The sequence below is a fragment of the Streptomyces asiaticus genome, assembly GCF_018138715.1.
GTDB lineage: Bacteria > Actinomycetota > Actinomycetes > Streptomycetales > Streptomycetaceae > Streptomyces > Streptomyces asiaticus.
Map to the genome: position 1 here is coordinate 6477120 of NZ_JAGSHX010000006.1, position 21164 is coordinate 6498283.

Consider the following 21164-nt stretch of genomic DNA (forward strand, 5'->3'; position numbering starts at 1 on the left):
GAGAGGTCGGGGGTGAATGTGCTGTAAGCGACGCGGGGATGGTTTGTGATTAAAGTAAGGCACACCTAAGTGCGATCGGCGCGCCCGGGAGAACGGGCGCGCCCAGCTATCCCTGGAGCTCCGTCATGTCCCTGCGCGTCCGCGGCAGTGCCGCCCTCGCCCTCGCCCTGGCCGGGGCGCTCTCCCTCACCGCCTGTGGATCGTCGGACGACGGCGCGGACGGCGGCAAGCGCAACGGCGGGGGCGGGAAGTCGGTCGCCCAGGGCGGCAAGGACTTCGGCAAGGCGGCCGAGGAGACCGCGAAGCTGGGCACGGACGCGAAGCCCGGCGCGTTCCCCCGCACCATCACCCACGCGATGGGAAAGACCGAGCTCAAGAGCAAGCCGAAGCGGGTCGTGGTGCTCGACGTCGGAGAGCTCGACAACGTGGTCTCGCTGGGGCTGAAGCCGGTCGGCTACGCCCCCTCCGAGGGCGACCAGGCCATCCCCGACTACCTCAAGAAGGACGCCGGGAACCCGAAGAACGTCGGCACCATCAACAACCTCAACCTCGAGGCCATCAACGCCCTCCACCCCGATCTGATCCTCGGCAGCAAGCTGCGCGCCGAGCCGCTCTACGACGAGCTGAAGCAGATCGCCCCCACCGTCTTCTCCATCCGCCCCGGCTTCACCTGGAAGGAGAACTACCGCCTCAACGCCGCGGCCCTGGACCGCACCGCCGAGGCCGAGCGCTCCCTCGACGCGTACGAGAAGAAGGCCGAGAAGCTGGGCGAGGACATCGGCGCCGACAAGCCGACGATCACCATGCTCCGCTTCATGCCGCAGGCCACCCGGCTCTACGCCAAGGCGTCCTTCATCGGCACCATCCTCCAGGACGTCGGTCTGCCGCGCCCGAAGAACCAGCAGGTCGACGACCTCGCCGCGGAGATCGGCCCGGAGCGGATCAACGAGGCCGACGCCGACTGGATCTTCACCGGTGTCTACGGCGACCCCAAGGCCACCAAGCGCGACCAGGCGCAGTCCAACCCGCTGTGGAAGAAGCTGACGGCGGTCAAGGCGGGCCGGGCTCGATACGTCGACGAGGAGACCTGGTACCTGGGTCTCGGCGTCACCGCCGCCGACCGGGTCCTGGACGATCTGCGCGGCTACCTCGTCCACTGATCCGCGACGACGGCGACTGATCCGCGACGACGACTGATCCGCGACCACGGCGACCGGGCGTCGCGGTGGTCGCGCTGAGTGAAGGCCGGGGCAGGGCTCAGCCGTGATCCGGGAGGTAGCCTTGCCCCGTGCCCGCACTCAACGACGTCCTCGCCGCGCTCGACGCCCTCTGGCCGCCCGAGCGGGCGGAGCAGTGGGACGCCGTCGGCACGGTGTGCGGTGACCCCGACGCCCAGGTCACCCGCGTGCTGTTCGCCGTCGACCCGGTCCAGGAAGTGGCCGACGAGGCGGTGGACCTCGGCGCCGACCTGCTGATCACCCACCATCCGCTCTATCTGCGGGGGACCACCACGGTCGCCGCTTCCACCTTCAAGGGCCGGGTGGTGCACACGCTCATCAAGAACGACATCGCCCTGCATGTCGCGCACACCAACGCCGACACCGCCGACCCCGGCGTCTCCGACGCCCTCGCCGGCGCGCTCGACCTGCGGATCGTCGGTCCGCTGGTGCCCGACGCCACCGACCCCGAGGGCCGCCGCGGACTGGGCCGGATCTGCGAGCTCGACCACCCCGAGACGCTGCGGGAGTTCGCCGGGCGCGCCGCCGCCCGGCTGCCCGCCACCGCGCAGGGCATCCGCGCCGCGGGCGACCCGGACCGCACCGTCCGCCGGGTGGCCGTCAGCGGCGGCTCCGGCGACAGCCTCTTCGACGCGGTGCGCGCGGCCGGGGTCGACGCGTTCCTCACCGCCGACCTGCGCCACCACCCGTCGTCGGAGGCGCGGGAGCACAGCGATCTCGCCCTGCTGGACGCCGCGCACTGGGCCACCGAATGGCCCTGGACCGAGCAGGCCGCGGCCCAGCTGGACGAGATCTCCGACCGGCACGGGTGGGGTCTGCGGACGCATGTCTCCCGTATCGTGACCGACCCCTGGACGGCCCACGCCGCGGCCCCCGCCGCCCCTCGCTCGACCCCCTGACCTCGTTTCCGTCCCCAACTCGACTCCCCTGGAGCCCCACGCTGAATGCCGCGCCCGCCGATCAGATCCGCCTCCTCGACGTCCAGGCGCTCGACGTCCGGCTGTCGCAGCTCGCGCACAAGCGCAAGACGCTGCCCGAGCACGCCGAGATCGAGACGCTGAACGCCGATCACACCCAGCTGCGCGACCTGCTGATCGCCGCGCAGACCGAGGAGAGCGACACCGCCCGCGAGCAGACCAAGGCGGAGCAGGACGTGGAGCAGGTGCGCCAGCGCGCCGCCCGCGACCAGAAGCGCCTGGACTCCGGGGCCGTCACCTCGCCGAAGGACCTGGAGAACCTCCAGCACGAGATCGCCTCCCTCGCCAAGCGCCAGGGCGACCTGGAGGACGTCGTCCTGGAGGTCATGGAGCGCCGGGAGTCCGTCCAGGAGCGGGCCGCCGAGCTGACCGAGCGGGTGGAGTCCCTCCAGTCCAAGATCGCTGACGCCATCTCGCGCCGGGACGCGGCGGCCGAGGGGATCGACGCCGAGATCGCGACCGCCACCAAGGAGCGCGAGGTGATCGCCGGGACCATCCCCGCCGATCTGCTGAAGCTCTACGACAAGCTGCGCGAGCAGCAGGGCGGCGTCGGCGCGGCCCGGCTCTACCAGCGCAGCTGCGACGGCTGCCGCCAGGAGCTCGCCATCACCGAGCTCAACGAGGTGCGCTCGGCGGCCCCCGACACGGTGCTGCGCTGCGAGAACTGCCGCCGGATCCTGGTCCGTACGCCCGAGTCGGGGCTGTAGGCCGATGGCGCGGCGCTTCATCGTCGAGGCGGACGGCGGGTCCCGGGGCAACCCCGGGCCGGCCGGCTACGGCGCCCTCGTGCGCGACGCCGAGACCGGTGAGACGCTCGCCGAGGTGGCCGAGTACCTCGGCACCGCGACCAACAACGTGGCCGAGTACAAGGGCCTGATCGCCGGGTTGCGGGCGGCGCACGCCCTGGACCCGGCGGCCGAGGTCCGGGTGCGGATGGACTCCAAGCTGGTCATCGAGCAGATGTCGGGCCGCTGGAAGATCAAGCACCCCGATATGCGGCCGCTCGCCGCCGAGGCCAAGAGGATCGTCCCGCCCGGCCAGGTGACGTACGAGTGGATCCCGCGCGAGAACAACAAGCACGCGGACCGGCTCGCCAACGAGGCCATGGACGCGGGCAAGCGGGGCGAGCGGTGGCAGCCGAAGGTGCCGCCCGGCGGCACGCTGGCGGCGGGCGCGCCGGAGGCCGCCGCGCCCGCCGACGACACTCTCGCCGAGCCCGCCGCCACGGGGGCCGCCCCGGCCACGGGGGCCGCCTCCGCCACGGGGCCCGCCTCCGCCACGGGGGCCGCCCCGGCGGTGGGCTGGGGCTCGGCGGATCTGGGCACCCCCGCCACGTTCGTCCTGCTCCGGCACGGGGAGACCCCGCTCACCCCCGAGAAGCGTTTCTCCGGCAGCGGCGGTACCGACCCCGCACTCTCCGACGTGGGCCGCCACCAGGCCGAGCGGGTGGCGGCGGCGCTCGCCGCACGCGGCACCATCCAGGCCGTCGTCGCCTCACCGCTGCGGCGCTGCCGGGAGACCGCCGAGGTGGTGGCCCGGCGCCTGGGCTTGGAAGTCCGCGTCGAAGAGGGACTGCGGGAGACGGACTTCGGCGCCTGGGAGGGCCTGACCTTCGCGGAGGTCAAGGAGCGCTACCCGGACGACCTGGACGCATGGCTGGCCTCCACGGAGGTGGCCCCCACCGGCGGCGGCGAGAGCTTCGCGGCGGTCACCCGCCGGGTCGCGCTCACCCGCGACAAGCTGATCGCCCGCTACCCGGGCCGTACGGTGCTGCTGGTCACGCATGTGACCCCGATCAAGACCCTGGTCCGGCTGGCCCTGGGCGCCCCGCCGGAGTCCCTGTTCCGCATGGAGCTCTCGGCGGCCTCGCTGACGGCGGTGGCGTACTACGGGGACGGGAACGCGTCGTTGCGGCTGCTGAACGAGACGGCGCATCTGCGGTAGGGGCTGACGGCGGTAGCCGTCACGGTGCCGATCGCGGGGGCGGGGGGCTGCCAAGGTGCCGCCCCGCGGCGGCCGTCACGGCGCTTACCGCGGTGGCCGTCACCGCCGCAGTGCCGCCGCCTCCCGGGCCAGGGACTCGACCCGAGCCCAGTCGCCCGCGTCCAGCGCGTCCGGCGGCAGCATCCAAGTGCCGCCCACGCAGCCGACGTTGGGGAGGGAGAGATACCCAAGGGCGTTCGAGGCGTTGACCCCGCCCGTCGGGCAGAAGCGGGCCCGGGGGAGCGGTGAGGCGAGCGCTTTCAGATACGGCGTGCCCCCGGCCGCCTCCGCCGGGAAGAACTTCATCTCCTCGACCCCGCGCTCCAGCAGCGCCACGACCTCCGAAGTGGTCGAAACGCCCGGCAGATACGGCAGGCCGGACGCGTCGAGCGCCCCCAGCAGCCGGTCCGTCCAGCCGGGCGTGACCAGGAAGCGCGACCCGGCGGCGACGGCCGTCTCCACCTGCTCCGGGGTCAGGACCGTACCGGCGCCGACGACCGCGCCCGGAACCTCGTCGGCGATCGCCCGGATCGCGTCCGCGGCGGCGGGCGTCCGGAAGGTCACCTCGATCACCGGCAGCCCGCCCGCCACCAGCGCACGGGCCAGCGGGACCGCCTGGGCCGCGTCATGGACGATGACCACGGGGATCACGGGGGCGAGATCGAGCAGCGAGGACGCCGGGGAACCGGGGGAGGGCGCGGTGCTAGTCACGGTGCCCATCCTGCCCGCGGTGCGGCGCACTGCGCAATGGTGGTTGCGTATGTCGCAACGCCCACGCATCGTCAGGGTTGCTCCCGGGCGCCGCAGCTCGGAACGCCACCTGGCTCCCCAAGCCCTACAGCTCGGTCACCACCACGTCCAGCCTCCACGCCTGCCCCGCCCGCTCCGGCACCGCGGCCTCCACCACGTACCCGAGCCCCCGCAGCGCCTCCACCAGCTCGCTCGGACCGCTCGGCGTGGCCTCGGCGGTCAGCAGGTCCCGTACCATCCGGCCCTTCGTCGCCTTGTTGAAGTGGCTGACGACGGACCGCTTCTCCACCCCGCTCACGATCTTCGACTGGAGCACCCGCACCGTCGCCGTACGCTCGGCGAGCGCACCCTTCGGCTTCCACGCCGCCGCGTACGCCGCCGACCTGAGGTCCAGCACCAGTCCGCGCCCGGCGGCCTGCGGGATCACCTCGGCCATCGGGGTCCGGTTCCGCCAGTACGTGCCCAGCGCGCCGAGCCCCGGCAGCTTCACCCCCATTGAGCAGCGGTAGGAGGGAATGCGGTCGCCGATCCGCACCGCGCCCCACAGCCCGGAGAACACCAGCAGCGACCGGCCCGCCCGGCGCCGGGCGGCGGTGGGCAGGGTGGCCAGACCGAGCGCGTCGTACAGCACCCCGGTGTAGATCTCGCCCGCGGGCCGGGTCCCGGCCTCCCGCAGCGCCGCGTTCTTCGCGATCTCGCCGCGCAGCCCTTCGCTGAGCCCCAGCACCTCGGCGGCCTTCGTCTCGTCGCCCGAGCACAGCGACACCAGCTCGTCCAGGACCTCCGCCCGTGCCTCGCCCAGTTCGGGCAGCGACAGCGCTCCCAGGTCCAGCGGGGAGCGAGAGCCTCCCGTGGCCTTTCCCTCGGACGGCGGCAGCAGGACGAGCACGGCGGATCTCCTCGAACGGTTGGCGGCAGGGCGCGGGACGGGCCCGGAGAACGACCCCCGCCCCGCCCGCAGCCTACGACCTCCCGCTCACGCAGCCAGACCGTCGTCTGCGCGGGCACCCGGTCCACGGTGCCGGCCTCCCCCTCGAGCGGACCGCTGGCCAGCACCACCTCCAGGCCCTCCGGCAGCGGCACCGGGCCCGCCGAGAGATTGCTCAGGCTGTGCAGCCGGTGGAGCGCCGGAAGTGCAGCACCCCCGCGCTCAGGGCGTGCGGCGGGAGGTGCGGACCCACGCCTCGGCCACGGCGATCCGCGGCGGGTCGTACTCGTCCCTCACCTTGCGCCACTCGCGGAAGATGCCGTGCACCTCATCGCGGTCCCACAGCGGATGGCTGCCGTCCTCGGGCAGTTCGTCCGGGCCGTAGCCCGGATGTCCTCGATGTCGCGCAGCGGTTCGGCCAGGTCCTTGGCGAGGCCATGGGCCACGTTGACGCGGAAGCCCGCCACGCCGCGGTCGGACCAGAAGCGCAGCGTGGCGAGGAAGTCGGTGCGCACCTCCGGGTGGTCCCAGTTCAGGTCCGGCTGCTCGGGCGCGAACAGACGCAGATACCACTGCCCGTCGGGGAGCCGGGTCCACGCCGGGCCGCCGAAGCAGGAGACCCAGTCGGTGGGCGGAAGCGAGCCGTCCGGGCCGCGCCCGTCGCGGAAGACGTACCGGGCATGGGCGGCGGCCGGTGCCGGTGGCGCGGGCCGGTGGCCGAGTCAGCGCTCCCGGCCCCGCTCCTGCTCCTCCTCGACCGGGGGCTTCGGCACGTCCCGCAGATACTGAGACTGCCCCGGTCTGCCGCCCCGCCGGGCCTGCTCCCCGCGCTGCCCGGGACTGTGCCCCAGATCCGAGTCCGGGGGCACCCGCACGGACCGTGCCACCTCCTCGCGGTTCTGGTACTCCTCCGGCGGAATACCGCGCAACGCCTTGACGACCCCCTCCGAGGCATTCGCGCGCCGCGCCGCGTCCAGCAGTTCGTCCTTGTCCGCGGGGAAATCGACATCCCGCACGGCGTCGAGCACCTTGTTCACATCCGTGTCGCTCATGGGCCCTCCTCGCAACCGCCTCGACCGTCCGCAGGACGGCCCCCGGGTGCCCGGGGGCCCATCGGGGAAACCGCCCAGAACGGAGCAAAGGGGGGCGGAACCGCGGCCCGCGACCCTTCAGCGACCCGGAGCCACCGACTACCGGCAGCACGTCACGGTCCCCTTCGACAAGCCACTCGACCTGCCCTGACCGTTCTCCTTCGGGTGGGAGACGGCGTGCTTCCGCTGAGCCGTCCGGCCGCCTCGCCAGGTATCATGGTCATTACGGCGGACGAGCCGGCCGGGCGGTCGCGTCGGGATCTTCGGATCCCGCCGAGGAACGTCCGGGCTCCACACGGCAAGGTGGTGGGTAACGCCCACCCGGGGTGACCCGCGGGACAGTGCCACAGAAAACAGACCGCCGAGGGCTTCGGCCCCCGGTAAGGGTGAAACGGTGGTGTAAGAGACCACCAGCGTCCGAGGTGACTCGGACGGCTCGGTAAACCCCACCTGGAGCAAGGTCAAGAGGAGCCGCCGCAAGGCGGCTCTGCGCGGACGATCGAGGGCTGCCCGCCCGAGTCCGCGGGTAGACCGCACGAGACCGGCGGCAACGCCGGTCCTAGATGGATGGCCGCCTCCCCGAGGGCCGCAAGGCCCCCGGGAGACAGAACCCGGCGTACAGGCCGACTCGTCCGCCGCTAGGGGGCTCTGATCAGGGAAATTGCTGGTCAGGGGCCTTTTTCGTGGAAACGGGAGCTTGGCCAGACCCCGGTCCGCACCGGTTCAAACGGGGCTATGTGGCTACGTACGTAGCCATGAAAGTAGCCATGAGCCCTAGGGCCGGAGATCGGCGGCGACAGGGCCTGACCTGCTGGAGTTGGCTTCTGGCCTGGGCCATCTGGGTGGTCCCGCCGCGGTGCCTGAGCGTACAGCGCAGCCACTGCTGGCTTGCACCATCCGGTCCGGTAGAGGGACGAGCACGATCCGGCGGTGGCGGGCCTGTTCCATGTTGCGCACGAGGGCGGGGATGCTGAACTTCGTTGGGATGGGAAGGTTGGCTAACCCGTCTTCGCAGACTCTACGCAGCGGCTCGCGCAGGGACATCAGCGGCCTCGACGTTGGTTTCTCTCGCAGCGGTGTGCGATAGGGGTGGGGGTGATGGTATCGACCGGCTGTGAACAAGTGTTCGCTATGAGGTCGTGGCCTCGGGGCTGCCGTCGCCCTGTTGGAACTAGCGGACCTGCTCGAGGACGAAGTCGAGCATCTCGGCGGACATGCCCTCCTCGCCGATGCTGCGGCCCGCGATGCCGCTGATGTCGCCGGTCCGGGTTCCCGCGAGGAGCGCGAGGCCCGCCATGACGTCTTCTACGACGTCGGTCTGGTCTTTGAAGAAGCGCCAGTTGGCGATGCCGAAGCCGAGGGCCAGGGCTTGCAGGGTCTCGTCGCGTACCTCGGTGATCTGGCCTTTGCGCAGCTTGCCGAAGTAGCTGTGGGAGAGGGCGCCTCCGTGGCTCTCGACGATCCGGCAGAACTCGCGGTCGCTCGGTGCTCCATCCGGGAACGCGTGATCCAGCAGGTAGACGATCTTCTCCTGCAAGGTGTGTGGCTCGTCTCTCTCGTCGCCACCCATTTCCGCCCCCAGCCCGTTCGTGCACCAGTTGATCCGAATTGCGTGCAAGGGGTTCGGGTGGTGGCCCATCCCACTGAGCAAGAGTTCACCTGGGCCTCCAGTCTGCGGCCCCCGGCGGCCAGGCGCAGCCCCGCTGGTTCGCAGGTCCTCAGCGCGGAGAACTCCCTCGAGTTCCGGACCGGCCCCGAACGCCAGCCCACCGAAGCCATGCGCCGCTCGCGCCGGTTCGCCGCAATGGTGCTGCCGGCGCTACTAGGCGAGATGTCGGAAGCCGCAGCCGTCGCCGAGTCAGTGCTCGGAGTGCTCACGGAGTTGGTCGACGTCACCGCGCGTCACCGCGCGAGTGTTGACCTGGCGGGCCGGATCTCATGCGACGGGGTCCATGTCCTGCTCGCCGTCGGGGAGATGGACCGGCCTCTGCCGGATCCGGAGGTAGAGCCGGGCCTGTATCTCGTGCACCGCCTGGTCGACGACATCGGCCAGTACCGCGGCGACGAGGCTGGGTATGTGACCTGGGCGTCCGTACCGGCTCCGTCGAAGACTCAGTAGCGCCTTTTCCTGCGCGACTGCTGCGGGGGGCTCCCTGTGCGTCATCGCCACAGCTTGCCCGGAGGGCCGGCATACGGCCCCCGTCGACTGCTCGGTGTGCGTGGCTCGACGCCCGCCACGATCACCCCATTGATCCCGCACCCCTCAGGTACGTGGGGTCGAGTCGATCGCCGTGGAGCGCCCTGTGATGGGTGAAGATCTGAGTTTCCGGATGCTTGCCGTTTCGGAAAGGGTGAGTCTCCGTCCCGGGTCCCCGTCGCAAGTTCAAAGGTCGTGGTCAGGCACGCCCACTCCGTCAGTGGGCGTGCTGAACAATCATTTCCGGGGTGAAACACTGGGAGAAAACGACCTCTGAAGCCCGGGGAGGTGCTCAGGACCCGGCGGCCAGTTCGAGTACCTCCCTCAGGCCGTGGCGGCGAGTGCGTCGTCACGCTGCCGGGCGAGGTGGCCCGCCGCCCCGGCCATCAGTGCGTCGAGGTGGTCGCGAGTGGTGAGCAGGGCGGAGATCTGCGCCTCGATCCGCTCGCGCTCACGTCGCATCACTTCCAACGCCTGCACGGTGATGTCGTCCGAGGGGGTGTCGGCGCACGGCAGCAGCGCGGTGATCGTCTCGCTCGACAGGCCGCCGTCGAACAGCCGGCGCAGCAGGCGCACGCGGTCCACCGCGTCTTCCAGGTAGAGCCGCTGCCCTCCCGTCGTCCGGGTGGAGGTCAGCAGGCCGCGCTGCTCGTAGTACCGGAGCGAGCGGATGCTGACGCCCGTGCGGGCGGACAGCTCGCCGATGCGCATCCGCTGGTCTTCTTCGCTCACTGTGACCTCCGCCACTTCTCGTTGAACCTGACATCAGTGTCAGATTCTACCCTGCGATCGGAACCACAACAGGAAAGGACACCATCGTGGAGATCGCGGGATCGGTCGCTTTGGTCACTGGGGCCAATCGCGGCCTCGGCCGGGAATTCGTCGAGCAGCTGAGGGAGCGGGGCGCCAAGAAGGTGTACGCCGCCGCGCGCGACACCAGCACCATCACGACGCCGGGCGTCGTGCCCGTGGCACTGGACGTGCTCGACCCGGAGAGCATCGAGCGGGCCGCCCAGCAGGCGGGGGACGTGACCCTGCTCGTCAACAACGCCGGGATCGCGACCGGCCAGAACCTCATCCGCGGCGACCTGGCGCAGGTCCGCCGGGAGATGGAGGTCAACTTCTTCGGCACGCTGACGGTCACCCGCGCCTTCGCCGACATCCTCGGCGGCAACGGTGGCGGGGCCATCATCAACGTCCTGTCGGTACTGTCCTGGTTCTCCTGGGACGGGGCCACGTCGTACTCGGCCGCGAAGGCGGCGGAGTGGAGCCTGACCGCCGGCACGCGCGTCGAACTCGCCGGGCAGGGCACGCAGGTGCTGGGCGTGCACCTCGGCTCCGCCGCCACCGACATGACGAGCGACTACGACGGGCCCAAGCTCAAGCCGAGCGAGGTCATCGGGGCCGCGCTCGACGGCCTGGCCGACGGTGCCGTCGAGGTCCTCGCGGACGAGTGGAGCCGGACCACGAAGGCCGGCCTCGCCCAGGACCCGGCGGAGTTCTACGCCGCGGCCATGCGCCCAATCCGGAGGCGCACGGCCGGGTGACCGGCCCAGACCTGGTGACCGGCCCGGCCGGTCACGGCGCGGGGTGGCGGCGGCTTCGGTCGCGGCCACCCCGGGATCCGGTGGTGGGGGTCGGCTCGGGGCCTGCTGGTGAGGCCACCCCGGGGACCGGTGGCCGGAACCAGCCCGGGATCCAGTGGCCGGGTTCGGTCTGGGAACCGATGGTCGGGACCGCCTCGGGAACCCGGTGGTGCGACTCGGTCCGAAATTCGGCTGTGGGATCGGCCCGGCAACCGGCGGCCGGGACCACCACGGAAGGACAACACATGTAGCTTGGCGCCGGGCTCGAAACACCATGTGCTGACCGACGGGAACGGCATCCCGCTGCGGGTATCACTGACCGGCGCCCACCGCAATGACGTCACCCAACTCCTTCCGCTGGTCGATGGACTGACACCGGTGCGGGGTAAACGGGGCCGGCCACGCCGCAAGCCCGGAGTGCTGTACGCCGACCGCGGGTACGACCACGACATCTACCGCCGACGGCTCCGCGAACGACGCATCACTCCGCGGATCGCGCGTCGCGGACAGGCCCACCGGGTCGGGGTTGGGCCGCGTCCGGTGGGTTGCCGAAGCCGCTATCACCCATCTTCATGGCCCGCGACGCTTACGTATGCGCTGGGAGTCGCGGGACGACATGCACGACGCGTTTCTCCAACTCGCTCACTGCATGGTCCTCGCCCGCAGACTCCCAGCTTTCTGAAAGCACTCCTTAGGGGAGGTTCGCGACGTCTATCAGTAATCGGCTTGGATTCAATCTGGTTGTGCGTGCGGCCGGTGTGGACGGGGCAGACGATATGTCGTCCATGCAGAGTGCTTGCCTGGCGCAGCTTGGGCCTCTGAATTTCGGAGATGGTCCCGCTGGGAATCGCCCGCCTGCATTACCCAAGCCCTCCCATCCCGCGAAGCCATCGTCCTGGCTCGCGACGCGAACGACGAGGCCGCCGACGCGGTCGTCGCGCACCCCGCACCGGAAGTCCCTGGACGGCCTGGCGCACGGGCCGGTCGTCGAGCTGATCGAGCGGGCCGCCCAGGGTGGCTGACCGCCCTGGGTCGCTTTGCCCCCGGCGCCGGTCGACCCGGACCTGCCGAGCGCGGACATCCGCATCGGCCAGGAGGGGCGCCGTGCTGGTGGCCTCGGGCCTGGAGTCCGTCCTGGCCGCGCGGTTTCCTACACTCACGGGATGGACAACAACACGTGCACCCACTGCGGCACCGTCGGCCTGGCGGAAGGTTTCATCGAGGACGCCGGCGAGCACTCGCGCGGGTACGCGCGCTGGATCGAAGGGGCGATGGAGCGGGGATTTTTCGGGGGTGCCAAGCGGACGGGCCGACCCCGACGGCAGATAGTGGCATTCCGCTGCCCCAAGTGCGGGCACCTCGAGCTGTTCGCCGCCGACGAGGTGTAGCCCTCCCCTGGTGAGGAGGGACCGGGCGCACCCTCACCAGCGGCGGGCCGGGACATTTGCGCTGGAGTCAACTCCAGCTTCTAGCGTGGGGGTATGGCTGACTCCTCCGCGCCGGACCGGGTCGGCATCCGCGCTGTGTCGCGCTGCGCCGTACCGGCATGTCGGTGGACGACGTGCGGGCCTTCGTGCGGATGGGCTCCGGCCTGGAGTGGCACGACAGGCGTACGGCGCTCCTGGAGCGGCGCGTCGCGGCCATCGAGGAGCAGATCGGTCAGTTGCGTCAGGACCTGGCGGTCGTGCGGGAGAAGATCGCGCACCACCGCGATCTGAAACGGCGTGGTCTGGACTGCGAGGACGAGATCGGCACGACGCGAACGGCGCGAGCAACGCGAACGGTGAAAGACGGGAATTGAGCATGCGTAAGGTCAGCGGATGGGCGGCTCACGCACCCGGCGCGGCCGTGACCCCGTGGGACTTCGAGCGCCGGAAGCCCCAGGACAAGGACATCGCGGTGCGGGTCCGCTACTGCGGTGTGTGAGCCAGCGACCTGTCCGCGATCCGCCACGGCGACCCGGCCGCCTTCCCGCTCGTTGCGGGTCACGAGATCGTCGGGGAGGTCAGCGCGGTCGTTGCGCCGCTGGGGCACCGGCCCCGGCCGGACGGTCGGCATAGTCGGCATGGGTGGCCTGGGCCATATCGCTCTCCAACTCGCCCATGCCATGGGCGCCGAGGTCGTGCAGTTCACCACCTCTCCCGACAAGGCCACCGAAGCACGCCGACTGGGCGCCGACGACGTGGTCTTCTCCCAGGACGAGCAGCGGATGGCCGCGCAGACGGGGCGCTTCGACCTGATCCTCGGCACCGTCGGAGCGCCGCACGCGCTGGAGCCCTGTCTGAGCGCCCTGGCCATCGATGGAACCCTGTGCCTGGTCGGCATCCCGGAGCAGGAACTGCGGCTCAGCGCGCTCAGCCTGATCGTCGGCGCGAAGAACCTGGCCGGCGCGGGCAGCGGTGGAACCGGCGAAACCCAGGGAATGCTCGACTTCTGCGGCGAGCTCGGCATCACCGCCGAGACCGAGATCGTGCCCGCGCACGACGTCAATACCAGCCTCGACCGGCTGGCCCGCAACGACGTGCGCTACCGCTTCGTCCTCGACCTGGCCTGATGCGCGGCGTGAGGTGTTTCACGGAGGGGCGTGAGGTGTCAGGGGGCTGGGTACGCGCGCCGCGATCATCGCTTGAGATGCCGAGGTAATCGGTACACATAGGGCGAAAGTATTGCTGGAAAGGAGGCGACATGTCGTCGAAGCGACGTCGTAAGAAGAAGGCCCGTCGTAAGAACGGAGCCAATCACGGTAGCCGTCCCCAGTCCTGACCTGGGGCTTCTGCCGAGTGACGGTGACGGGCTCCCCGAGCGCGTGGCGCGCCGCCGCGCCCGGGCGCGGGGAGTCCCGGCGGCGAGCCACTCCCCTCCCCGCCCCTTCCCGTTACCAGGGGCTCCGCCCCTGGACCCCGGGGGTCAGGGGCGGTGCCCCTGCCGTGTGGCGGTGCCCCTGCCGTGCGGCGGAGCCCCTGCCGTGCGGCGGAGCCGCGTATCGGTGGCGTGGGGAGGGGAGTGGCTCGCCGCCGGGCGGGTAGACCCGGAACCCCCGCTTCCCGCCCCTGCCGTCACGGGAGACGACGCCGCGCTCGCACAGCACCGCGCACGGGAACACGAACTGGCCGAAGCCGCGGTCGTCCCGGCTGCTGATGATGAAGAGGTCCACCCCGTCGTCGGCGTCGAAGGGGCGGATCGGCCCGTTCTCGGACCGCTGCCACACGGTGACGAACTGCTCCACCTTCGGCGGGGTGGTTTTGGCCACCCGGAATCGGACCGAACGGCCGTCGAGCGTGAACCCGCACGCCGCGTATTCGGCGCTCTCCGGTTCGGGCACCGGCGGCGAGCAGGTAAAACCGCTCGGGTCGTACACCAGTGCCTTCGCCGCCAGCAGGTCGCCATGGAGCCCCGCCCATGGCTGGAGCCCCGCCCATGGCTAAACCCCGCCTGTGGCTGATTTGTCACCATGCGGTCATTCTGTCATCGGAGCGGTTCGAGCAGGGCGTCGGTGAATTCCTCGGTGGTGGCCGTACCGCCCAGGTCCGGGGTGCGGACGGGGGTCTTCGCCAGGACGGTCGCCATGGCGTCGGTGACGCGGGTGGCCGCCTCGGGGTGGCCGAGGTGGTCGAGCATCATCGCGGCGGACCAGATCGCGCCGAGCGGATTGGCGATCCCGCGTCCGGCGATGTCGGGCGCGGAGCCGTGGACGGGCTCGAACATGGAGGGGAAGTCGCGCTCGGGGTTGAGGTTGGCCGCGGGGGCGATGCCGATGCTGCCCGCGACCGCGGCGGCGAGGTCGCTGAGGATGTCGCCGAAGAGGTTGGAGGCCACGACGACGTCGAAGCGCCGCGGGTCGAGGACGAACTTGGCGGCGAGGGCGTCGATGTGCTCCTGGTCCCAGACCACCTCCGGGTGCGCGGTGGCGCGTTCGGCCACCAGCTCGTCCCAGAAGGGCATGGTGTGGATGATGCCGTTGGACTTGGTGGCCGAGGTGAGCCGGCCGCCGCGCCGCTCGGCGAGGGCGAAGGCGTAGTCCAGGACGCGGGTGACGCCCTTGCGGGTGAACACCGCTTCCTGGACGGCCATTTCCTCCGGGAGCCCCCGCCCGAGGCGGCCGCCGATCTCGCCGTACTCGCCCTCGACGTTCTCCCGGACGACGACGAGGTCGACATCGCCGGGGTCCGCGTCGCGCAGCGGGCTGGGCACGCCCTCGAAGACGCGGATGGGGCGCAGATTGACGTACTGCTGGAAGCCCCGGCGGATGGGGATCAGCAGCCCCCACAGCGAGACATGGTCCGGGACGCCGGGGTGGCCGACCGCGCCGAGCAGGATCGCGTCATGGCCGCGCAACTGGTCAAGACCGTCGTCGGGCATCATCGCGCCGAGGTCGGCATAGCGCTCGCAGGACCAGTCGTACGTCTCGTACGTGAAGCCGAGGCCGTGCCGGGCGGCGACGGTGTCCAGGACGCGGCGGGCGGCCGGGATGACCTCGTTGCCGATGCCGTCGCCGGGGATCAGGGCGATGCGGTGGGTGGTGGTCGTGCGGCGGTTCGTCATGGAGGGGATTGCAGCAGGGGAGCGAGTTCCGCGTCCAAGACGCAGATCACATGGGTCTTATAGGCCCGCCCTATGAGGTTCCATGAGATTCCACGGCGGCGTTGACGAACGCCTCCGCCGCCGGTGTCAGCGGGGCCCGCCGGCTGACCAGGGCGATATGCAGACTGGTGCTCGGCTCCAGGTCCAGGACCAGGGCCCCCGCCCGCTCCGCGAGGCCGCGCCAGGCGTCGGCCACCACCGCCAGGCCGACGCCCCGCAGCACCAGCGGCAGGATCGACACCCGGTGCTCGGTCTCGACCACGACGGTCAGCGCCACGCCCTCGGCCACCAGATCGTCGACGTAGCGGCGCATCCCCGTCCCCTTCTGGCCCACGATCAGCCGGTGTCCGGACAGCTGCTCATGGCGCACCGGCACCCCGGGGCGGAACGGCCCGTCCGGGGGTGTCAGCAGCACGAAGCGCTGCTCGGACAGCGGATAGGTGCGCACATCGCCCTGCGGTACGGGGTCGGGGGAGGCCAGCAGCCCCAGCTCGCACACGCCGGTGCGCACCATCTCCGTCACATCGCGCGGGGTGAACGCGGCCTGCACCCGTACGGACACCGCGGGATGGGCGCGGGCGAAGCGGTCGATCAGCCCCGTCAGCGGCTCGACGGCCTGGGAGGGCGGGGCCGCGATGTCCACCTGGCCGCCGCGCAGCCCGTGCACCGACTCCACACTGGCCCGCGCGAGCTGGAGACTGCGCACCGCATCCCGCGCCGGTCCGATCAGGGCCGTGCCCGCGTCGGTGAGGACCGCCCGGCGGCCGATGCGGTGGAAGAGGTCGCTGCCCAGGTCGCGCTCCAGGGCGCGGATGGCCTGGGAGAGGGACGGCTGGGACAGATACAGCGCGGAGGCGGCCCGGTTGAACCCGCCGTGGTCCACCACGGCCAGGAAGTACTCCAGCTGTCGCACATCCACCGCGCCGCCTCCCCGCGCCTCGCCACTCCCGCCACCGTCGGCGCGCCCTCGGCACCTGTCGGCGCTCGCACCCGTCCATAGGTGTTGCTTATAAGGATTGTCGTCAACGGGTCTTGGACGCGCACCGCGGGTGGCTGCTGGGATCGGACCATGAGCGATCAGCCCCTGGGCGACTTCGACCGCCGCACCGTCCATGTCGAGGGTGTGGGAATCAACGTACGCACCGCCGGGGACGGGCCGCCGGTCCTCCTCCTGCACGGCTATCCGCAGACCCATATGATCTGGCACCACATCGCCCCGGCGCTCGCCGCCACCCACCGCGTGGTCCTGGCCGATCTGCGCGGCTACGGCGACAGCGACAAGCCCGCGTCCGACGCCGGGCACACCCCGTACTCCAAGCGGGCCATGGCGCGCGACCAGCTGCTGGTGATGCGGGAGCTGGGCTTCGACCGGTTCGCGGTGGTCGGCCACGACCGGGGCGGCCGGGTCGCCCACCGGCTGGCCCTCGACCATCCGCGCGCGGTCGCCGCGCTCGCGGTCCTGGACATCGTGCCCACGCGGTACGTCTTCCAGCACGCCGACAAGGACTTCGGTCTCGGCTACTTCCACTGGTTCTTCCTGGCGGCGGACCACGGCATCCCGGAACACCTCATCGGCCAGGACCCCGCGTTCTGGATCCGCACCCGGATGGGGGCGCGCCACCGGGGCGGAACCCCGTTCGACGAGGCGGCCCAGGCCGAGTACATCCGCTGCTTCTCGGATCCCGCGGCCATCCACGCCAGCTGCGAGGACTACCGCGCCGCCGCCTCCATCGACCTGGTCCACGACGACGCGGACGCCGCCGCGGGCCACCGGGTCACCGCACCGCTGCTGGCCCTGTGGGGCGCGCACGGTTTCGTCGGCCGCCACTACGACGTACCGGAGGTCTGGCGCGGTTACGCCGACGATGTGCGCGGGCAGGCCCTGCCGTGCGACCACTACCTTCCCGAGGAGGCGCCGGAGGAGACGCTGCGCCATCTGCGGGCGTTCCTCACGGACCCGGGGAGTGTCTGATCGGGGGCCAGGGGAGTGCCCGATCGGGGGGCCAGGGAAGTGCCCGATCGGGAGGCCAGGGAAGTGCCCGATCGGGGGTCACGGCGCCGCCTGGAGGTTCTGCTCCGGTGCGGCCGTCTCCTCGGCCGGGTCGGCGGCCCCGCGCGTCTCCCGCGCCAGTGCCACCGTGGCCACGGTGAGCGCGCTCATCAGGGCGATGAAGACGACGACGCCCGTGACGCTGTGGTCGAACCAGAGCAGCAGCGCGGACGCGAGCATGGGCGCGAGGCCGCCGGTGAGCACGGTCCCGATGTTGTTGGCGATGCCGACCGCGCTGAACCGGACCGTGGTGTCGAAGAGTTCGGCGGCGAGGCGCCGGGCTGGGCGCTGCGCGCCGGGACGGCCCTGGAGCGGGCGCTGGCGGAGGGCCGCAGCCGTCCCGTGCCGATGAACATCGACGGTGCCACCGCCATCGTCTACAGCGAACTCGGCTTTCCGCCCGAGCTCGGACGCGGGCTGTTCGTGCTCTCCCGCAGCGTGGGCATCCTCGCCCACGCCTGGGAGGAGAAGTCCGGTGGAGCCAGGATCAAGGGCCCGCTGCCCCGGCGGCTGCTGCCCTCCTACGAGGGCCCGGCGCCCCGGGACCTCAACCGGCCGGAGAGCGGTGGGAACGGCGCCGGGAGCGCCTGAACGTCAGCCGCTCCCGCCGAGGAACCCCAGCTCCGACAGCCGCTTCGCGGCCTCGGCCAGCGCCGGGCGGAACGACTCCACGCGCTCCTCGGTGAAGCGGCTGGTGGGCCCGCCGAGCCCCACCGCGGCGACGACCTGCCCGGTCGCGTCGGTGACCGGGGCGGCCACGGCGGACACCCCGTCCTCGCGCTCACCGTGGCTGACCGCCCAGCCCCGCTCCGCGGCGAGGCGCGCCCGGGTCGCCAGGACGGAGGTGAAGTCGGGGCCGCGCCCGGCCGCCGCGGCCACCCGGCTCAGGGTCCGGGACGAGCCGCCGATGAGCAGGACGTGCCCGGAGGCACCGGCCCACAGGGGCATCTCCTCGCCGATGCGCACCACATGGCGCAGCTGCTGGGTGCCCTCGTGCTGGGCCACACACACCCTGGAGCCGCCCTGGCGGATGTAGATCCGGGAGGATTCGCCACCCGACCGGATCGAGAGGACACGCAGACACTCCACCGCCTCCGGGGGCAGCCGCCAGGCGTCCTGGGCGAGCGCCGCCCAGCGCAGCAGACCCGCGCCGGGGGTGAGCCGGCCGTCCCCCCGGCTCCACAGCAGCCCGCGCTGTTCGAGGGTGGCCACCAGCCGCACCACGGTGGACTTGGCCAGCCCGGTGGCGTCGGTCAACTCCCGTACGCTGCGGGAGCGGTGGGTGTCGTCGAACAGGGCGAGCAGATCCAGTGCGCGCAGGACGCTCCGTACGCCCTCGCCGCCCTCTCCGGCCGCCGTCCCCATCGCCGTCCTCCTCGCCGCACACCGCATAAGCCACCTATCGGTGCGACGGTACCACCAGGCGGTCCAAGGGGGGTGGGAGTCGGCTACGCCGGAATGACCGTGGCCAGGTCGGCGGGCATCCGGCCCCGGAGATCATCCCACTCGCCCGCGCTGATATGGCGTTGCAGGGCCTCCAGGACGGTGTGGACCAGCTGTTCGGTGTCGCCCTGGATCGCGTACGGGAAGTCGTGCCGGATCCGCTGGAAGAACTCCTCGCTGTGCATCTTCACGGGCGTCTCCGCCGGTCTCCATCCCTCGTAGTAGATGCCGCGCACCAGCATCGGGAGCTGTGCGCCGAACTGGACGGCCTCGTCCACCGTCAGCCGGTCCCGCAGCTGGTGCAGCACCGTGCGCAGGGCGGCGTAGGACTGTTTACGGCGCTCCTTGGGCCAGCCGTACGCGTCCTCGATCTCCTTGAGGAGCCGGTTGGTCTTGTCGACGGTCGTGTCGAACGCGGGAAAGCCTGTCGCAACCATCGTGTTCGTCCTTTCGGTGCCCGCGGCGGCCGCCCGGCGACGCGGAGGGCCGCTGCGAGGGGTGGGAGAGCCTCAGAAGCCTCCCGGCTGTTGCGGCTGTTGCTGTTGCTGTTGCTGTTGCTGTTGTTGTTGCTGGGGCTCCTGCTGCTGTCGGCTCTCGCCCTGGATGCTCTCGGTGATCTCTATGTGGCGGGGCTTGGCGGTCTCCGCCTTGGGCACGGTGATCGTGAGGATGCCCTCGGACATGGCCGCCTTGACGCCCTCGGTGTTCACCTCGCTCGGGAGCCGCAGCCGGTACTCGAAACGACCCGTGCGGCGCCCGCCGCGGCGCAGGACGCCCTTGCGCTCCCGTTCCTTGATCTCCCCGGTGACGGTCAGCTCCTGGCCGTTGACCTCGATGTCGATCTCCTGGCGCCGCACGCCGGGGAGTTCGAGTTCGACGTGGTACGCCTCGTCCCCTTCGGTCACGTCGGCGGCGGGTGTCCACGTCGCGAGTCCGGGCACCGCGGCCCCCCCGACCGTGGATTCGAGCAAACCGCCCATCTGGCTGAGCAGGTCGTCGAACTCCGCCAGCGGATTGCGCACCCAGACCCGGGGGCGGTCCATCGCGCCTTGGCGCTGCGGTTGGTGTCGTCGTACGGGTGTGCTCATCGCCGTTCACCTCCGGTCGTATGGAGTGGATGTGGATGGGGAGCGGATGGGTATCGGATCGGCGGTCGGGCGGGTGAGGTCGGCGGCGGTGTGGCCGAGGTGGTCATGGACGTGGTGGACGGCCATCGCCCCCTCGCCGGCCGCCGAGGTCACCCGCTTGACCGAGCCGCTGCGCACATCACCGGCGGCGAAGACCCCCGGCAGACGCGGGCCACCAGCACCCGCAGCCGGTCCACCGGGACGGCCAGCACCTCCCCGGCCTCCCGGACGTGGGCGGCGAAGAAGGCCGCCTGCCCCTGGAGCAGGGCCAGTTCGCCGGGGAAGCGCCCCGGGCCGTGCACCCTCAGCACCCGCTCGTCCGGGGTGCCGTGCTGCTCGGTGATCGCGATGGTGCCGCTGAGGACGACGAGGAAGTCCGTGCCCCGGTCGCCCTCGCGGATGACCGCCTCACCAGCCGCCACCGACCGGCGGGTGCCGTGCCCGGAGAGGAACGCGATCTGCTGGTCCGTCAGCCGCGGAAACGCGCCGTACAGATCCGGGGTCTCGTCCGGCAGATCCGGGGTCTCGTCCGGTGCCGCTCCCTCCGGTGCGGTGTCCGGGGAACGGTCCTCGCCCGACATCAGGCCATGGCCTCGTGGGCGTAGCACCACCGCCAGGTCTCGCCCGGTTCCATGGGCTCGACGATGGGGTGTTCCTCGGCGTACGCGTGGGCCCGGGCGTGCTTGAGCGGCGAGGAGTCGCAGCACCCCACGTGTCCACAGGTCAGGCAGAGCCGCAGATGGACCCAGGGGGACCCCAGGCGCAGGCACTCCTCGCACCCCTCGGGGCTGCGCGGGGAGACCGGGCGCACCATCGACAGATGCGGATCGGGCTCGATGGCCATGGCGTTCACCCTTTCTCGTTTCCAGGATGAGCAGGGACGGGACGGCCCGCACCTCGAACCGCGCGGCGGTCCGGAGGGTGCGGCCGATGGCGGGACGGTCCGGTGCGGCATCGGGCTCACGCGGCTTTCCCGAGTCCGGCGATCTCCGGGTGCCGCTCGTAGGTGACCACCAGTTCGCCGTGTCGGCCGTCGACCTTGACGGTGGTGCCTTCCTGGACGTCGCCGCGTAGCAGGGCGCGTCCGATGCGGGTCTCGACCTCGTGGGAGATGTAGCGGCGCAGCGGGCGGGCGCCGTAGACCGGGTCGTCGATCTCGGTGTGGCCGTAATCCTGGGCCCTGGTCTGGGCGTTCTGGAGGGCTTCCTGGGAC

The 21164-nt window shown here is 71.5% G+C and carries 27 protein-coding genes, 1 other RNA gene and 3 pseudogenes; 15 read left to right on the top strand and 16 right to left on the bottom strand.

The features are described from left to right. Positions 1 to 125: 125 nt before the first annotated feature. The 4 genes from KHP12_RS35400 (at position 126) to KHP12_RS35415 (ending at position 4159) form a co-directional block, all read left to right on the top strand. The gene (locus tag KHP12_RS35400; RefSeq protein ID WP_210609211.1) at positions 126 to 1160 is read left to right on the top strand and encodes an ABC transporter substrate-binding protein; all 1035 of its coding nucleotides are present in this window, start codon (positions 126 to 128) and stop codon (positions 1158 to 1160) included. A gap of 128 nt (positions 1161 to 1288) precedes the next feature. Continuing rightward, complete coding sequence (locus KHP12_RS35405) at positions 1289 to 2137, top strand: Nif3-like dinuclear metal center hexameric protein (protein ID WP_210609210.1); 849 nt, start codon at positions 1289 to 1291, stop codon at positions 2135 to 2137. Positions 2138 to 2178: 41 nt separating this feature from the next. Next, the gene (locus tag KHP12_RS35410; RefSeq protein WP_210610393.1) at positions 2179 to 2922 is read left to right on the top strand and encodes a zinc ribbon domain-containing protein; all 744 of its coding nucleotides are present in this window, start codon (positions 2179 to 2181) and stop codon (positions 2920 to 2922) included. A gap of 4 nt (positions 2923 to 2926) precedes the next feature. After that, a complete protein-coding gene (locus KHP12_RS35415; RefSeq protein WP_211834076.1) occupies positions 2927 to 4159 on the top strand; it encodes a bifunctional RNase H/acid phosphatase in 1233 nt (410 codons plus the stop codon). A 99-nt stretch (positions 4160 to 4258) separates the two neighbouring features. Here the strand turns inward: KHP12_RS35415 and eda are convergent, their stop codons facing one another. The 4 genes and pseudogenes from eda to KHP12_RS35435 form a co-directional block, all read right to left on the bottom strand. Beyond that, a complete protein-coding gene (eda, locus tag KHP12_RS35420) occupies positions 4259 to 4918 on the bottom strand; it encodes a bifunctional 4-hydroxy-2-oxoglutarate aldolase/2-dehydro-3-deoxy-phosphogluconate aldolase (protein ID WP_210609208.1) in 660 nt (219 codons plus the stop codon). Between the two features lie 115 nt (positions 4919 to 5033). Beyond that, positions 5034 to 5837, bottom strand: a complete 804-nt coding sequence (gene yaaA / locus KHP12_RS35425; RefSeq protein ID WP_211834077.1) for a peroxide stress protein YaaA — start codon at positions 5835 to 5837, stop codon at positions 5034 to 5036. 270 nt (positions 5838 to 6107) lie between these two features. Then, positions 6108 to 6568, bottom strand: a pseudogene (locus KHP12_RS35430) (alpha-amylase family glycosyl hydrolase); the annotation flags it as partial. Between the two features lie 30 nt (positions 6569 to 6598). Next, positions 6599 to 6928 (bottom strand): DUF2795 domain-containing protein, encoded by a 330-nt coding sequence (locus KHP12_RS35435; RefSeq protein ID WP_086885211.1) that lies wholly within the window; start codon positions 6926 to 6928, stop codon positions 6599 to 6601. 272 nt (positions 6929 to 7200) lie between these two features. On the opposite strand from KHP12_RS35435, the gene rnpB reads away from it, so the two are divergent. Beyond that, positions 7201 to 7602: RNase P RNA component class A (rnpB, locus tag KHP12_RS35440), an RNA gene on the top strand. A gap of 536 nt (positions 7603 to 8138) precedes the next feature. Here rnpB and KHP12_RS35445 read toward each other — a convergent pair. Continuing rightward, the gene (locus KHP12_RS35445) at positions 8139 to 8504 is read right to left on the bottom strand and encodes a hypothetical protein (RefSeq protein ID WP_210609206.1); all 366 of its coding nucleotides are present in this window, start codon (positions 8502 to 8504) and stop codon (positions 8139 to 8141) included. A 93-nt stretch (positions 8505 to 8597) separates the two neighbouring features. Here KHP12_RS35445 and KHP12_RS35450 point away from each other — a divergent pair, with 93 nt between their 5' ends. Then, a complete protein-coding gene (locus KHP12_RS35450; RefSeq protein WP_143678395.1) occupies positions 8598 to 9086 on the top strand; it encodes a hypothetical protein in 489 nt (162 codons plus the stop codon). 402 nt (positions 9087 to 9488) lie between these two features. On the opposite strand, the gene KHP12_RS35455 is transcribed toward KHP12_RS35450, so the two are convergent. After that, complete coding sequence (locus KHP12_RS35455) at positions 9489 to 9896, bottom strand: MerR family transcriptional regulator (RefSeq protein ID WP_308016974.1); 408 nt, start codon at positions 9894 to 9896, stop codon at positions 9489 to 9491. A gap of 86 nt (positions 9897 to 9982) precedes the next feature. On the opposite strand from KHP12_RS35455, the gene KHP12_RS35460 reads away from it, so the two are divergent. The 7 genes and pseudogenes from KHP12_RS35460 (at position 9983) to KHP12_RS53530 (ending at position 13513) form a co-directional block, all read left to right on the top strand. Further along, the gene (locus tag KHP12_RS35460) at positions 9983 to 10711 is read left to right on the top strand and encodes an SDR family oxidoreductase (RefSeq protein WP_086885208.1); all 729 of its coding nucleotides are present in this window, start codon (positions 9983 to 9985) and stop codon (positions 10709 to 10711) included. Between the two features lie 297 nt (positions 10712 to 11008). After that, a pseudogene (locus KHP12_RS35465) lies at positions 11009 to 11432 on the top strand (transposase); the annotation flags it as partial. 481 nt (positions 11433 to 11913) lie between these two features. Next, positions 11914 to 12138, top strand: coding sequence for a hypothetical protein (locus KHP12_RS35470; RefSeq protein ID WP_037946845.1), 225 nt, complete (start codon positions 11914 to 11916; stop codon positions 12136 to 12138). 143 nt (positions 12139 to 12281) lie between these two features. Next, positions 12282 to 12551, top strand: a complete 270-nt coding sequence (locus KHP12_RS35475; protein ID WP_276328674.1) for a MerR family DNA-binding protein — start codon at positions 12282 to 12284, stop codon at positions 12549 to 12551. A 2-nt stretch (positions 12552 to 12553) separates the two neighbouring features. Next, positions 12554 to 12676 (top strand): hypothetical protein, encoded by a 123-nt coding sequence (locus tag KHP12_RS52530; RefSeq protein ID WP_276328673.1) that lies wholly within the window; start codon positions 12554 to 12556, stop codon positions 12674 to 12676. Positions 12677 to 12767: 91 nt separating this feature from the next. Beyond that, on the top strand, positions 12768 to 13304 hold the full coding sequence (locus tag KHP12_RS35480) for a zinc-binding dehydrogenase (protein WP_244203313.1): 537 nt from the start codon (positions 12768 to 12770) through the stop codon (positions 13302 to 13304). A gap of 131 nt (positions 13305 to 13435) precedes the next feature. Then, positions 13436 to 13513 (top strand): 50S ribosomal protein bL37, encoded by a 78-nt coding sequence (locus tag KHP12_RS53530; RefSeq protein ID WP_370443954.1) that lies wholly within the window; start codon positions 13436 to 13438, stop codon positions 13511 to 13513. A gap of 112 nt (positions 13514 to 13625) precedes the next feature. Here the strand turns inward: KHP12_RS53530 and KHP12_RS35485 are convergent, their stop codons facing one another. The 3 genes from KHP12_RS35485 to KHP12_RS35495 all read right to left on the bottom strand — a co-directional run bounded on the left by KHP12_RS35485 (position 13626) and on the right by KHP12_RS35495 (position 16250). Next, positions 13626 to 14108 carry a MepB family protein gene (locus KHP12_RS35485; RefSeq protein WP_211834078.1) on the bottom strand — a complete coding sequence of 161 codons (483 nt, stop codon included), beginning with the start codon at positions 14106 to 14108 and terminating at the stop codon, positions 13626 to 13628. A 107-nt stretch (positions 14109 to 14215) separates the two neighbouring features. Continuing rightward, positions 14216 to 15292: a tartrate dehydrogenase gene (locus tag KHP12_RS35490; protein ID WP_211834079.1), complete on the bottom strand. Its 1077-nt coding sequence runs from the start codon at positions 15290 to 15292 to the stop codon at positions 14216 to 14218. Positions 15293 to 15362: 70 nt separating this feature from the next. Then, the gene (locus KHP12_RS35495; protein WP_211834080.1) at positions 15363 to 16250 is read right to left on the bottom strand and encodes a LysR family transcriptional regulator; all 888 of its coding nucleotides are present in this window, start codon (positions 16248 to 16250) and stop codon (positions 15363 to 15365) included. Between the two features lie 150 nt (positions 16251 to 16400). Between KHP12_RS35495 and KHP12_RS35500 the strand changes: the two genes are divergently transcribed. After that, positions 16401 to 17303, top strand: a complete 903-nt coding sequence (locus tag KHP12_RS35500) for an alpha/beta fold hydrolase (protein WP_086885203.1) — start codon at positions 16401 to 16403, stop codon at positions 17301 to 17303. A gap of 78 nt (positions 17304 to 17381) precedes the next feature. On the opposite strand, the gene KHP12_RS35505 is transcribed toward KHP12_RS35500, so the two are convergent. Further along, entirely contained in the window at positions 17382 to 17561 is a 180-nt protein-coding gene (locus tag KHP12_RS35505) for a hypothetical protein (protein WP_211834081.1), read from the bottom strand. On the opposite strand from KHP12_RS35505, the gene KHP12_RS52995 reads away from it, so the two are divergent. After that, positions 17526 to 17972: a citrate/2-methylcitrate synthase gene (locus KHP12_RS52995; protein ID WP_244203312.1), complete on the top strand. Its 447-nt coding sequence runs from the start codon at positions 17526 to 17528 to the stop codon at positions 17970 to 17972. The genes KHP12_RS35505 and KHP12_RS52995 overlap by 36 nt on opposite strands. A gap of 3 nt (positions 17973 to 17975) precedes the next feature. On the opposite strand, the gene KHP12_RS35515 is transcribed toward KHP12_RS52995, so the two are convergent. From KHP12_RS35515 to KHP12_RS35540, 6 genes and pseudogenes are all read right to left on the bottom strand, one after another. Further along, positions 17976 to 18746 carry an IclR family transcriptional regulator gene (locus KHP12_RS35515; protein ID WP_211834082.1) on the bottom strand — a complete coding sequence of 257 codons (771 nt, stop codon included), beginning with the start codon at positions 18744 to 18746 and terminating at the stop codon, positions 17976 to 17978. A gap of 83 nt (positions 18747 to 18829) precedes the next feature. After that, complete coding sequence (locus KHP12_RS35520) at positions 18830 to 19261, bottom strand: DUF2267 domain-containing protein (protein WP_086885201.1); 432 nt, start codon at positions 19259 to 19261, stop codon at positions 18830 to 18832. A 72-nt stretch (positions 19262 to 19333) separates the two neighbouring features. Continuing rightward, on the bottom strand, positions 19334 to 19912 hold the full coding sequence (locus tag KHP12_RS35525) for an Hsp20/alpha crystallin family protein (RefSeq protein ID WP_211834083.1): 579 nt from the start codon (positions 19910 to 19912) through the stop codon (positions 19334 to 19336). A 149-nt stretch (positions 19913 to 20061) separates the two neighbouring features. Beyond that, complete coding sequence (locus tag KHP12_RS35530) at positions 20062 to 20532, bottom strand: cyclic nucleotide-binding domain-containing protein (RefSeq protein WP_211834084.1); 471 nt, start codon at positions 20530 to 20532, stop codon at positions 20062 to 20064. Continuing rightward, positions 20532 to 20795: a UBP-type zinc finger domain-containing protein gene (locus KHP12_RS35535; protein WP_086885212.1), complete on the bottom strand. Its 264-nt coding sequence runs from the start codon at positions 20793 to 20795 to the stop codon at positions 20532 to 20534. The genes KHP12_RS35530 and KHP12_RS35535 overlap by 1 nt, the downstream gene beginning before the upstream one ends. A 116-nt stretch (positions 20796 to 20911) precedes the next feature. Next, positions 20912 to 21100, bottom strand: a pseudogene (locus tag KHP12_RS35540) (ClpB D2-like domain containing protein); the annotation flags it as partial. Positions 21101 to 21164 lie beyond the last annotated feature (64 nt).

What these genes read in the sequence shown, in the direction of transcription:
- KHP12_RS35530 (WP_211834084.1), bottom strand. Translation starts at nt 20,532, where the DNA reads ATGTCGGGCGAGGACCGTTCCCCGGACACCGCACCGGAGGGAGCGGCA.
- KHP12_RS35505 (WP_211834081.1), bottom strand. Translation starts at nt 17,561, where the DNA reads ATGCTCGCGTCCGCGCTGCTGCTCTGGTTCGACCACAGCGTCACGGGC.
- KHP12_RS35470 (WP_037946845.1), top strand. Translation starts at nt 11,914, where the DNA reads ATGGACAACAACACGTGCACCCACTGCGGCACCGTCGGCCTGGCGGAA.
- KHP12_RS53530 (WP_370443954.1), top strand. Translation starts at nt 13,436, where the DNA reads ATGTCGTCGAAGCGACGTCGTAAGAAGAAGGCCCGTCGTAAGAACGGA.
- KHP12_RS35525 (WP_211834083.1), bottom strand. Translation starts at nt 19,912, where the DNA reads ATGAGCACACCCGTACGACGACACCAACCGCAGCGCCAAGGCGCGATG.
- KHP12_RS35535 (WP_086885212.1), bottom strand. Translation starts at nt 20,795, where the DNA reads ATGGCCATCGAGCCCGATCCGCATCTGTCGATGGTGCGCCCGGTCTCC.
- eda (WP_210609208.1), bottom strand. Translation starts at nt 4,918, where the DNA reads ATGGGCACCGTGACTAGCACCGCGCCCTCCCCCGGTTCCCCGGCGTCC.
- KHP12_RS35415 (WP_211834076.1), top strand. Translation starts at nt 2,927, where the DNA reads ATGGCGCGGCGCTTCATCGTCGAGGCGGACGGCGGGTCCCGGGGCAAC.
- KHP12_RS35500 (WP_086885203.1), top strand. Translation starts at nt 16,401, where the DNA reads ATGAGCGATCAGCCCCTGGGCGACTTCGACCGCCGCACCGTCCATGTC.
- KHP12_RS35520 (WP_086885201.1), bottom strand. Translation starts at nt 19,261, where the DNA reads ATGGTTGCGACAGGCTTTCCCGCGTTCGACACGACCGTCGACAAGACC.
- KHP12_RS35515 (WP_211834082.1), bottom strand. Translation starts at nt 18,746, where the DNA reads ATGGGGACGGCGGCCGGAGAGGGCGGCGAGGGCGTACGGAGCGTCCTG.
- KHP12_RS35400 (WP_210609211.1), top strand. Translation starts at nt 126, where the DNA reads ATGTCCCTGCGCGTCCGCGGCAGTGCCGCCCTCGCCCTCGCCCTGGCC.
- KHP12_RS52530 (WP_276328673.1), top strand. Translation starts at nt 12,554, where the DNA reads ATGCGTAAGGTCAGCGGATGGGCGGCTCACGCACCCGGCGCGGCCGTG.
- KHP12_RS35490 (WP_211834079.1), bottom strand. Translation starts at nt 15,292, where the DNA reads ATGACGAACCGCCGCACGACCACCACCCACCGCATCGCCCTGATCCCC.
- KHP12_RS35435 (WP_086885211.1), bottom strand. Translation starts at nt 6,928, where the DNA reads ATGAGCGACACGGATGTGAACAAGGTGCTCGACGCCGTGCGGGATGTC.